This is a genomic window from Pantoea rodasii, from assembly GCF_002095465.1.
Taxonomy (GTDB): Bacteria; Pseudomonadota; Gammaproteobacteria; order Enterobacterales; family Enterobacteriaceae; genus Pantoea; species Pantoea rodasii.
Genome location: NZ_MLFP01000017.1, coordinates 37,697 through 49,276 on the forward strand (window position 1 = coordinate 37,697; position 11,580 = coordinate 49,276).

Consider the following 11,580-nt stretch of genomic DNA (forward strand, 5'->3'; position numbering starts at 1 on the left):
GCGCTCTGGGTGACTATCATTTTCGGTACTGGGCTTCGACCCGCTCTTGCTTAATCTTCGCATCAATTGAGAGTTCCGCCGTAGGGCGCAACAGCAAACGTGCGAGGCCAATCGGATCGCCCGTCTCGCGGCAATAGCCATATTCGCCTTTGTGAATGCGCTGCATGGCGGCATCAATTTTTGGTAGCAGACGGCTTTCGCGATCAATCTGGCGGAACAATAAGCGCAACTCCTCTTCGCGGATCGCTTTATCCGCTTCGTCACCTTGCTGTTCGCTGCGTTGCAGTTGCGTTTTCAGGTAGTCGATGTGTTCCAGCAATTCCTGGCGCTCAACACGTAATAAGCGCAAAAAGAAATCACTTTGGTGAGCATTCATATACGCTTCGGGCGGCATACTGAGAAGGTTCTGCTGCTCCGCTGCTGTGGGTTTGGTCATGTTGAAATTCCTTAACAGCCCTGTGTTAATGTTATATCGTCACATTTCAAAATCATTCATTGAGGTTGCTGCGATGAAGACCACTGTTCCTCTACTGCTTATCGCGCTGGCATCGGCGAAAGCGGGTGCCTTTCAGGCAAAGATTGATACGTTAAAACTGGCATTGAAACCGGATACCGCAGTGGCAAACGTCGATTTGACGCAGCCTCTCGCGACGGCGGAAGTGCATGCGGCGCTGCTAAAGCCCGTATCCGGCTGCCAGTGTCCGTTTTGTACGCAAATGCGTGCGTTAGCTGGCTAATTCAGGCCGTTACACGCGCGACACGCTGCGGCCAGGGATCGGCAAATTCACCGCCGCTTTGCCACCATGCAATCTCCTCTTCATTGAGAAAGCAGCGTTTCAGGGCGGCGCTGAAGGCTTTCACTTCATCCGGCTCACCAATCACCGTTAAACTGCAGCGCCGATCGCCGAATCGCCCCGGCATTTTTGCCACTGCCTGTTCGACCGCCGCGCGCTCCTCTGCCGTGAGCGGACTATCACGATGATTCAGAATTCCCGCTTTCCAGTAACTGATAAATTCCAGACTGATGCTGCCGGTGGCCTGATTCCACAACAGTGCCAGGTCATCCCGCGTCGGCAACCAGAAAAAGCCTTTACTTCGATAGATGCCGGCGCCCATAAAGTGGTGGCAGGTATCCCACAATCGCTGCGGATGGAATGGACGGTCGTCGTGAATCACTTCGGAAGTCATGTGCCACGCACCGGGATCAGTGGCATCTACCTCATCGGCTAATTCTTCGATTAACTGCGCGATCCGCCCGAAATCGTAGGACGGCATCGCCATTAATTCACTCAGAGACAGGTTTCCCCGCGATACCGCCATCACTGCCACATAGGGATTGAGCGGATGAATGGCCTGTGCAATGCGGGTAATGCTGGAAGACGGCAACCGATCATTTTTGGTGAGCAGCAGATGGCTGCAAAACATGATTTGTTCTGCCAGCAGATTCTCGATGCGCCGCTCGCCGCGCTGTAGGTTGGCCTGGAAACGGGTGATGAGGGTTTCCCCTTGCTGGTAATCGTCGTTCAGCATCACGCTGTCCACTAACGATAGAAACCCGTTGAGTTGCACGTCAGGATGATCGCGGAAGTAGCGTATCAACGGCAGTGGATGGCTGCTACCTGACGTTTCCAAGAGGATCAGATCGGGACGATGCGTAATGATCAGCGGTGTCAGCGCAGCATGAAGTTTTTCAATGCCGCTTCGGCTGCTGATGTTATCAGCGGAAAGCGTGATGAAGTTGTGTTTGCTGGCATTGACGATCTCGGTATTGGCGATAAGTACGCCGTCAACGTCCAGTTCGCTCATGTCATTGACGATGACGCAGACTGCGAGTTGCTGTTTGTGAGCCTGAATCAGCAGGCTTTTTAATAGCGTCGTTTTGCCTGCACCCAGAAAACCATTGAGGATGGTGAGGGGGATTTTTTGCATCGTTGCCTCTTGCTGCCGCTGCTTTTTTTGTCGGCATAAATGGCCACCCTACGAGTACCCGGATGAGTACCGCAGGGCGCGCACTTATCACTGTTACCTGTGTGGCCGGTCTAAGGTGTTACCTGTGTGCCGGGTTAAAAGTCTCACTTGTATGCCCGGGTTTAATCTTTATGCATCAACGCACAAGAAGATTTATGGCCTGCCATCAGTGAAACCAGGGTTCATACGGGTCCGGATATTCGGCCCAGTTTTCCGGCCCCTGCGCCATCTCTTCATCAGTCAGCAGCGCATTTTCCAACTGGCTGCGCAGACGGGCTTCATCCATCTCAATACCAATAAACACGATTTCCTGACGCGCATCGCCAGTGCCTTCGACCCAATTCTGCATGATGTATTCCAGCGTTTCCGGATCTTCCGGCCAGCGTTCTTTCGGGGCACTTGCCCACCACATACCGGCTAAGCCCTGACGCGTCACACCACCGGCCTGTGACCAGGAACCGGCATAGCGTGGACGACTGGCGAGCCAGAAGAAGCCTTTAGACCGTACCACACCTTGTAAATCACCCTCGATGACGCTGGCAAAGCGCGTCGGATGAAACGGGCGACGCGCGCGGAACACGAAGTTGCGAATGCCGTACTCTTCGGTTTCGGGTGTGTGCGATCCGCGAAGCTCCTGTAACCAGCCAGGCGCTTGCGAGGCTGCATCGAAATCGAATAGCCCGGTGTTCAATACTTCATTCAGCGCAACTTTGCCAAATTCAGAGGTGACGATACGCGCACGTGGATTGAGTGAATGCAGGATCGCCAGCAAGCGCGCTTTTTCCGCTTCATCAATCAGATCGGTTTTGTTCAGAATCAGCACATCGCAGAACTCAATTTGATCCACCAGCAGATCAACTACCGTGCGTTGATCTTCTTCACCCAATGATTCACCACGCGATTGAATGCTTTCGTTGGATTCGTAATCGCGCAGGAAATTAAAGCCGTCCACCACCGTGACCATGGTGTCAAGGGCAGCGACTTCCGACAGGCTCTGACCGTCTTCATCGGCAAAGGTGAAGGTTTCCGCCACCGGAAGCGGCTCGGAAATACCCGTGGATTCGATCACCAGGTTATCGAAACGGCCATCTTTTGCGAGGCGATCCACCTCCAGCAGCAGATCTTCACGCAGCGTGCAGCAGATGCAGCCGTTGCTCATCTCCACCAGCTTCTCATCGGTGCGCGACAACTCCGCCCCGCCCTCACGCACCAGGGCGGCATCGATATTCACTTCCGACATATCGTTGACGATCACCGCCACACGGCGACCTTCGCGGTTGTTGAGAATATGGTTAAGCAGTGTAGTTTTGCCTGCGCCGAGAAAGCCGGAGAGGACAGTAACCGGCAACTTTTTAAAATTCGGGGATAGTGATGACATTGCAACTCCTTCAACCTGACAAATGTTGGTGCGGTGACATGCCACAGCCAACGTTATAGTTGTTATGTTATAACATAACACTCACCATTGTCATTGCGTCGAAGAAAAATGTTGCCGGGCGCGGAAGCATTAACGGGCCATAGCGGCCCGTTAGACAGCGTTACTTATTGTCGGGATAGCTCAGATCGATTGCCTGGTCCGGCAGCTTGGTGAAGGTTTTCACGATGGTGCGGAAATCAGCATTCGGGGTGAGGTCGGCAAACTGTTGTTGATACAGGTCTTTTGCCAAAATTTCCATCCCCACGATGTTGTACGGATGGTTATAAAAATGATGATAAACGCCATAGACACGACCCTTTTTCACCGGCTCAATCTGCGCCAGGCCGGTACGCTGTAGCAGCGTCTGGAAGGTCGCGTTCACCTCTTTAGGCTGCACGCCGTAACCAAATGGCAGCACGTTGGTGTTAGGACGTTTCGAACCGGTCATGATGTAGACATCCGGTTTCATCGCAATAATTTTTTCCAGAGCGATAAAGCCCACGTTGCCCGGCAATAACTCAGAACCGATATTCTTCCCGCCTACCGCTTCCACTAATCCGCCCCAGCCATTGTGGCTGTGGGTGAAGCAGCAGTTATCGCTGTTACCGGCAATCGGCTCAATAAAGACCGTCGGTTTGTTTTTCACCTCGGCGACGCCTTGAGTGAGGCGGTCAAACTTCTGCTGATAGAAATCGGTGTAGGCTTTAGCCTGCGTTTCGCGGTTCAACACTTTGCCCAGCAGCGTCACGCTAGGCGCGGTGTTCTGCGCCGGGTGCAGTTCGTAATCCACGAACACCACTGGAATGTGCAGATTAGTTAAGGTATTTAGCACACCGGATTGCTGAAGCGCAGGTTTGGCGCGCAGCTGGGCAATCATCAAATCGGGTTTCTGTGCCAGCACGCTTTCCAGGTTAACCTGCCCTTGATCGCTGAAGCCCATATCGACAATCTTGGTCGCTTCCGGCCATTTGCCTTTCAGCAGATCCCAGGTTTGGGTGTCCTGTTTTTCGGCAAGTTATTCCACGCCACCACGCGCTTGAACGGGTCATCACGATCCAGCAGCGCCAGCGTCAAAATATCGCGACCATCCTGCAGGATGATGTGTTGCGGTTCTTTATTAATGGTTTGCGTGTGACCATCCATGTCGGTGACAGTCAGCGGGTAAGTGGTGGCCGAAGCCGCCGTTGAAGCCAGTAATCCCATTGCCAGTAGCAGGCGCGTTTTCATCCCAAAACTCCTTGGTAAAAAGAATAGTTATTATTATCAATTACCTTAACACAACCTTAAGGGGCGAAAATAAACGTCAGGACAATGGGCTGTAACCGGAAATTAATGCTGAGTGATAAAGGTTGAATGGCGGAAGGCGGAAGGCGGAAGGATTGTCCGTTCCCCGCTGGCAGCGTGCAATACGCCGCAGCAGGGAAATGGGATTCAGGTGAAATCGGACAGCTTCTGCCCAGTCGTAATCAGCTCCTGCAAAAGCATTTGCCGGCGTTCCTGCGGCGTATCACGGCTCACCATAAAACAGATGGCGGCGACAGCCTGACCACTGCGCGAGCGGATCGGAGCCGCCATGCAGCAGGTGAAGCTTTCAGAGAGGCCTTCCGTCATGCAATAGCCCAACTTGCCAGCATGATGGATCTCATCCAGAAACGCCTGCTTATCAAGAGTCTGGCCGCTGGCAAGTCGATAATCTTCTTCCGGGATCAGATCGAGGATTGCGCTGTCCGACCAGTTGCTTAGCAGCAGGCGACCGGTAGCCGTCCAGGTAATCGGCACCCGCACACCGATATCCGAGGTGATTTTGAACGGATGCGCGTTGCTTTCGGACAGCACCACCGTGTATTTGTTGCCTTCCAGCATGCAGAGCTGCACCGTTTCGCCATGGCGCGCCACGATCTCCACCATCAGCTGATGAGCACGGCGTATCAGGTCATTGTGTGCCATATAATCCGCACCGTAATAGTGCATTTCACGACCAAAGAACACAGCACCGTCTGCATCTAACTCCACCAGCCCGGCTTCACTTAACAGGCTCACCAGCTCATACACGCTGGAACGCGGGGCGCCAGTGGCATCGATCAAATCTCGCATCGCCATCGGCTGGCGGGCAGTATGCAATTGACGAAAAATATCAATAACCCGGTCAACACCGCGTGCCCGTGAAGGTTTTTCATCCGGCATACGCTACTCCCCTGTTGCATCGTTACGAATGGAATACGCTAAAAAAGAAAAGCATCATACACCCCAACCGGACAATTACCCATCCCCGTAAAAATAAATAATACTCACACCCGTTATATTTCGACGATCTATTTTGGTGCCTCATTTTGGCGCAAAGAATATTTATCCAGATATTAAAACATCGACAATGGCCACACTCTCATTAAACACAATCATTCGCTGGCGTTTATTTTGCGATCCCGACGACATCATAAAAAATTAAATAGCCATGCACATATTGCAAAAGCAAATCCACTGTGCAAATCTTGCCCTATCCGGTATTGCAGATTCAAGTCTGGTATACCGGACAGTATGATAACCCTTGAAATGAGGCATTTTGCATGGCGATTAAACGTTATGGCATTGAAGGCGGAACCGGCACCGGCGGGCAGAAGTTGCCTTTCGCCCGTGCAGTAGAGGCCGATGGGTGGCTGTATATCTCCGGCCAGACGCCAATGCGCGACGGTGAGGTAGTGGAAGGCGGCATCATCGAACAGACGCAGCTGGCCTTCGATAACTGTCTAGACATTATGCGTGAGGCAGGCTATCGCGTGGAGGATGTGGTGCACGTCACCGCAGTGTTAACCGATGCACGTTATTTCAGTTCCTTTAATAAAGTTTTCAGTGAGATATTCAGTGGTAACCCACCCGCACGTATTTGTAGCGTGCAAGATTTAGTGGTCGACTGCAAAGTGGAAGTGGATTTCAAATGCTTCCGCGCCGACCGTAAATAACGATTACGGTTAAAACAGGCTGAAAATGGCTTTCTTCGCCAACACCAGGGCAGCCTGTTATTAATTGATGCTTTTCATTTTGCTGTGAAATATCGGCTCAGTGCCGACTCGTGTAAATTTTAAAGAGAGCATAAAAATGAATACTACATCGCTGACATTCAGCGCCAGGGCGGTCGCCGCTGCGCTGGTATTACTGGCTGTTGCAGGCTGTACACCAACTGAAGAGAAAAAAGAGGCTGGCGCCGCTCCCCAATCCGCACTGCAGAACGTGTTGCAACGCGGCACATTGCGTGTCGGTGACTGCCTAAGCTTCGCACCCTTTGGTTTTTATGACAAAGACGGCAATCCGGATGGATATGACGTCGATCTGGCGAAAGCACTGGCTAAAGAGATGGGCGTGAAGCTGGAAATGGTCAATACCACCAGCGCCAACCGTATTCCCAACCTGCAAACTAACAAAGTCGATGTGGTGTTCTGTAACTTCACCCGCAATCTGGAACGCGCTAAAGAGATCGGTTTCACCAACCCGTATGTGGTGGCCAGTGAAGCGATGCTGGTGCGTAAAAATAGCGGCATCCAGTCTGCTCATGATATGGCAGGCAAAACCATCGCCACCGTGAAAGGCTCCACCAACGGTGATGAAGTGCGCAACCTCGGCATTGACGTGAAAATTCAGGAATACGATTCATCGCAAGCGGCGATCCTCGCCGTGAAGCAAGGCCAGGCCGATGCGATGATCGAGGATAACAACTTCCTCGCCTATCAGGCCAAGCTGGACCCAACCCTGACCGTGACCAACGAAGCGTTGGTGCCGCTGGAATATAACGCTTTCGGCGTGAAACAGGGCGACCAGGTGTGGACCAATTATTTGAATGAGTTCCTGTTTGAAATTAACGCCTCGGGTGAAAACGCTCAGCTTTATCAAAAATGGTTTGGCGATAAGCCGCGCTATCCGCTGAATCCGCAATATTGATTGATCTACGGCGCGGCAATCAATGTCGCGCCGTTTGAAGGAGTCAAACCATGAACTATCAATGGCTCACCCTGTGGCGCTACGCCGATACGTTTCTTGAGGCCGCATGGCTGACCTTACAGGTGACGCTGCTGGCCTTTGTGCTGGCGGTCACTTTAGGGTTGTTATCGGCATTGGCAAAATCCTCGCCTGTCGCGCCGCTGCGCTGGATCAGTCACTGCTATGTTGAGTTCATCCGCAATACGCCGGTGCTGCTGCAGATTTTCATCATTTTCTTTGGCTTGCCTTCGCTCGGTATCACCATGAGCGCCTTCACCGCTGGCGTGCTGGCATTGGGCGTCAATGTGGGCGCTTACCTGTCTGAAACCTTTCGCGCTGGAATTCAATCGGTGCCAAAGGGCCAGCTGGAAGCCGCGTATATTCTTGGCATCCCGCGTCGGCAGATCTTCCTCAGCGTGGTGTTACCGCAGGCAGCACGCGCAGTGTGGCCTGCAATCATCAATAACCTGATCCAGCTGCTGCTCGGCACCTCGTTGCTGTCGGCGATTGCCCTGCCAGAGTTAACCGGCACCGCCACGGTGATCAACGCCCGCACCCTGCTCTATATCCAGACCTTTAGCGTAGTGGCGCTGGTGTATTTGGTGCTGAGCAATCTGTTTTCCTGGCTCGGCACAGTGGCAGGACGGCGCATGTTCCACCCGCCGCTGGTGACCCCGGTAAAAAAGTCCGCCTGGTGGTGGGCAAAAAATGGCTGACTAATCCAGTGAAACGGGAGAATGCGCTATGAGCGAATTAATCATCAGCTCTTTCCCCATCCTGCTAAAAGGATTGGGGATCACGCTGTTGCTGTCCATCGCCGCCATCATTGGCAGTACGTTGCTGGGTTTGCTGGCAGCGGTGCTGCGTACCAGTCGGTTGCCGGTCGCGAAACAGATTGCCGTGCTGTATACCGAACTGTTTCGCGGCACGCCAGTGTTGATCACTTTGATGTTCATTTACTTCGGCGTCGCTTACTTCGGTTATGAGATTAACCTGTTCGCAGCCGGGATCCTCGGCCTGAGCATCTATCAAGGTGCCTACATCGCCGAAGTGTTCCGCGCCGGAATTGAAGCGGTGCCCAAAGGACAGTGGGAAGTGTCGTGGATCCTCGGCCTCTCCAGGCGTCAAACCTTTATCAGCGTGGTGCTGCCGCAAACCCGCGGCATCGTGTTGCCACCGTTGGTTGGACAGTATCTTTCCTTAATCAAAGACACCTCGATCGTCAGCATGATCGGCATGTCTGAACTGATGCATCAGGGCCAGGCGATTGTCGATCGTATCGGACAACCGGTGGTGATCTACGGTCTGGTTGCCCTGCTCTACTTCGCCATCTGCTTCCCGCTTTCTCGTTGGGTTCAACATCATCAAACCAGGAGCCAAATATTATGAGCCAATCCGCGATTACGCTGAGCCGCATTTCAAAATCGTTTGGCCCGACGCAGGTGCTGAAAGAGATCAGTCTGGAAGTGTCACCCGGCGAGGTGCTGGTGTTGATTGGTGCGTCTGGTTCGGGAAAAAGTACCGTGCTGCGCATTATGAGCGGATTAGAAACCGCCGATGGCGGTGAAATCTGGGTAAACAAAGTGCCGCTGCATGATCGTAAACGCAGCAGTGAAATTTGTGGTCATGTCGGCATGGTGTTCCAGCAGTTCAACCTGTTCCCGCATAAAACCGCGCTGGGCAACGTCACGCTGGCGCTGATTAAGGCGCAAAAGCTGTCTGAAGCGGAAGCTAACAAACGCGGTATGGCAGCACTGACGCGTGTGGGTCTCGCTGAACGTGCGCATTACTATCCCGCTCAGCTCTCTGGCGGCCAGCAGCAGCGCGTTGCCATTGCGCGTGCACTGGCGGTGGAGCCGAAAATCATGTTCTTCGATGAAGCCACCTCTGCGCTCGATCCAGAACTGGTGGGTGAAGTGATGGAAGTGATGCGCAGTCTGGCTCGCGAAGGCATGACCATGGTGGTGGTGACTCACGAAATGGGCTTTGCGCGTAAAACCGCCGACCGCGTGGTGTTTATGGATCAGGGCGTTATTGCAGAACAGGGCTCACCGGAGCAAATCTTCGTCAATCCACAGAACCCGCGCACTCAGCAATTTTTAGCGCGCGTGCTAGAGCATTAAGGAGTAAGTATGTCGATTCGCTTTCCACTGCAGGCAGACGGTTTACTGGATGCGCCGCAATCTGCACCGCGTTTCAAGTCGGTTGCGGGTACCGGGAATACGCCCCTCGCTCAGGGCACCGCCGTGTTCAGCAGTGACGAGGTGTTTTCGCCGCTGATGATCATGAAGCAGTCGGCGCTGGAGAATAATCTGCGCCAGCTGGCTGCGTTTTGCCGCGAGAACGGTGTGCTGCTTGCGGCGCACGGTAAAACCTCGATGTCACCGGCGGTTCTGCGGCGCGCCATCACTGATGGCGGTGCGTGGGGGCTGGGCGCTGCCACCCCGGCACACGTGCGCGCGCTACGGCAGTTTGGTATCCGCAATGTGTTCCTGGCCAATGAACTGGTCGATCCGGCGGGCATTCGCTGGATTGGGCAATGGCAGCAGCAGCACCCGGATCACGGTTTCCTGTGCTACGTCGATTCACTGCAAGGCGTCAAATTGCTGGAACAGCATCTCGGCGATACGCAGATTTCCGTGCTGCTGGAAATGTCAGTGAGTGGCGGCCGTACCGGATGCCGTTCATTGCCGCAAGCGCTGGATATTGCGCATGCCGTCCATGCCAGCCCAGCACTAAAGCTGGTGGGCGTGGCCGGTTATGAGGGCGCGCTCGGCGCGGGTCGTGACGAGGCTGGGATTCAGCGCGTTAAGGATTACTGCCAGATGATGATTGATACCGCTGCTTTGCTGGCAGAGAAACAGCTGTTCAGCGACGATCACATTATCCTGAGCGCTGGCGGCGGTGCCTGGTTTGACGTGGTGACGGCATGTTTCACCGCCGCTAACCTGCCGCTGCCGATGACGCCGTTGATTCGCTCCGGTGCCTACATGGCGCATGACAGCGGCTTGTATGCACGCATCGCCCCGTTCGCGCAGCCCGGCGCCTGCCACCATTTTGATGCGGCGCTAGAGATTTGGGGCCGGGTGTTGTCACGTCCTGAACCGGGGCTGGCATTCGTGGATTTTGGCCGACGCGATGTGCCGTTCGATCAGGATCTACCGAATCCGTTGTGGATCCGCAATGCAGACGGCAGCGAGCCTCGCGCGGCAACGCATCTGCGCATCAGCGACGTTAACGATCAGCATGCGTACCTGCTACTGCCTGAAGATGAACCGCTGCAACCGGGTGATTGGGTGGGATGCGGCATTTCTCATCCTTGTACCGCCTTCGATAAATGGCGTTATTTGCCGCTGGTGGATGACGATTATTGCGTCACAGATTCACTGGAAACAGCATTCTGACCACAAAAAAGGCTGCCAATTCTGGCAGCCTGTTCTGGCACATCCCTGTACGACCATGTGGGGTCAGACGCTGTGCCTTCAATGAACAGATAATAACATAAATTATAATTAGCAGGCTAGTTAATTTATCGCCAAAGCCAAATTTACCGCGTCTTCTGCATGGATCAGCGTGGTATCAAACAGCGGCACGCTGGCATCTTCCGCATTCACCAACAGGGTGATTTCGGTACATCCCAGAATAATCGCCTCTGCTCCCTGGGCCACCAGCTCTGCAATGATTTCGCGATAGCGAGCCCGCGATGCCTCACGAATAACGCCGAGGCACAGTTCCTGATAAATGATATCGTGCACGGTTTTTCGCCCTGACGCATCCGGCACCAACACCTCAATGCCGGATTGCGCCAGACGTCCTTTATAGAATTCCTGCTCCATAGTGAACGCCGTAGCCAGCAGGCCCACTTTTTTTCACGCCCGCTTGTTGGATGCGTTGCGCGGTGGCATCCGCAATATGCAGCAGGGGGATATCGACGGCATCGGTAATCTGATGCGCGACTTTGTGCATGGTGTTAGTGCACAGCACAATAAAGTCTGCCCCGCCCTGCTCCAGACTGCGTGCGGCTTGTGCCAGAATCTCGCCCGCCTGCTGCCACTCACCGGCCACCTGCAGTTTCTCGATTTCCTGAAAATCCACGCTGTACATCAGGCTGCGCGCGGAGTGCAATCCGCCCAACTGCTGCTTCACCTGTTGATTGATAATACGGTAGTACAGCGCCGTCGATTCCCAACTCATTCCACCGATCAAGCCAATCATTTTCATCTGCG

At 53.8% G+C, this 11,580-nt stretch carries 10 protein-coding genes and 3 pseudogenes; 7 read left to right on the forward strand and 6 right to left on the reverse strand.

Features of this window, described 5'->3' with window-relative positions; all coding sequences use genetic code 11:
* Positions 1–16 precede the first annotated feature (16 nt).
* Positions 17–436, reverse strand: coding sequence for an RNA polymerase-binding protein DksA (gene dksA / locus HA45_RS18380; RefSeq protein WP_100700330.1), 420 nt, complete (start codon positions 434–436; stop codon positions 17–19).
* 73 nt (positions 437–509) lie between these two features.
* On the opposite strand from dksA, the gene HA45_RS18385 reads away from it, so the two are divergent.
* Entirely contained in the window at positions 510–737 is a 228-nt protein-coding gene (locus HA45_RS18385; RefSeq protein WP_128598987.1) for a hypothetical protein, read from the forward strand.
* Between the two features lies 1 nt (position 738).
* Here HA45_RS18385 and HA45_RS18390 read toward each other — a convergent pair whose 3' ends face one another.
* The 4 genes and pseudogenes from HA45_RS18390 to HA45_RS18405 form a co-directional block, all read right to left on the reverse strand.
* Positions 739–1,929: a CobW family GTP-binding protein gene (locus tag HA45_RS18390; RefSeq protein WP_100700332.1), complete on the reverse strand. Its 1,191-nt coding sequence runs from the start codon at positions 1,927–1,929 to the stop codon at positions 739–741.
* A 205-nt stretch (positions 1,930–2,134) separates the two neighbouring features.
* Positions 2,135–3,346, reverse strand: a complete 1,212-nt coding sequence (zigA, locus tag HA45_RS18395) for a zinc metallochaperone GTPase ZigA (protein ID WP_100700333.1) — start codon at positions 3,344–3,346, stop codon at positions 2,135–2,137.
* Positions 3,347–3,506: 160 nt separating this feature from the next.
* Positions 3,507–4,612 (reverse strand): annotated as a pseudogene (locus HA45_RS18400) (ABC transporter substrate-binding protein).
* A gap of 204 nt (positions 4,613–4,816) precedes the next feature.
* The gene (locus HA45_RS18405; protein ID WP_100700335.1) at positions 4,817–5,569 is read right to left on the reverse strand and encodes an IclR family transcriptional regulator; all 753 of its coding nucleotides are present in this window, start codon (positions 5,567–5,569) and stop codon (positions 4,817–4,819) included.
* A 380-nt stretch (positions 5,570–5,949) separates the two neighbouring features.
* On the opposite strand from HA45_RS18405, the gene HA45_RS18410 reads away from it, so the two are divergent.
* From HA45_RS18410 to HA45_RS18435, 6 genes and pseudogenes are all read left to right on the forward strand, one after another.
* Positions 5,950–6,342, forward strand: a complete 393-nt coding sequence (locus tag HA45_RS18410; RefSeq protein ID WP_100700336.1) for a RidA family protein — start codon at positions 5,950–5,952, stop codon at positions 6,340–6,342.
* 136 nt (positions 6,343–6,478) lie between these two features.
* Entirely contained in the window at positions 6,479–7,315 is an 837-nt protein-coding gene (locus HA45_RS18415) for an ABC transporter substrate-binding protein (RefSeq protein ID WP_100700337.1), read from the forward strand.
* A 50-nt stretch (positions 7,316–7,365) separates the two neighbouring features.
* A pseudogene (locus tag HA45_RS18420) lies at positions 7,366–8,102 on the forward strand (amino acid ABC transporter permease).
* Complete coding sequence (locus HA45_RS18425) at positions 8,099–8,743, forward strand: amino acid ABC transporter permease (RefSeq protein ID WP_100700339.1); 645 nt, start codon at positions 8,099–8,101, stop codon at positions 8,741–8,743. Before HA45_RS18420 ends, HA45_RS18425 begins: the two are co-directional and overlap by 4 nt.
* Entirely contained in the window at positions 8,740–9,477 is a 738-nt protein-coding gene (locus HA45_RS18430; RefSeq protein ID WP_100700340.1) for an amino acid ABC transporter ATP-binding protein, read from the forward strand. The genes HA45_RS18425 and HA45_RS18430 overlap by 4 nt, the downstream gene beginning before the upstream one ends.
* A gap of 9 nt (positions 9,478–9,486) precedes the next feature.
* A complete protein-coding gene (locus HA45_RS18435) occupies positions 9,487–10,758 on the forward strand; it encodes an alanine racemase (RefSeq protein ID WP_100700341.1) in 1,272 nt (423 codons plus the stop codon).
* 120 nt (positions 10,759–10,878) lie between these two features.
* Here the strand turns inward: HA45_RS18435 and HA45_RS18440 are convergent.
* Positions 10,879–11,575: pseudogene (locus HA45_RS18440) on the reverse strand (aspartate/glutamate racemase family protein).
* Positions 11,576–11,580: the final 5 nt, after the last annotated feature.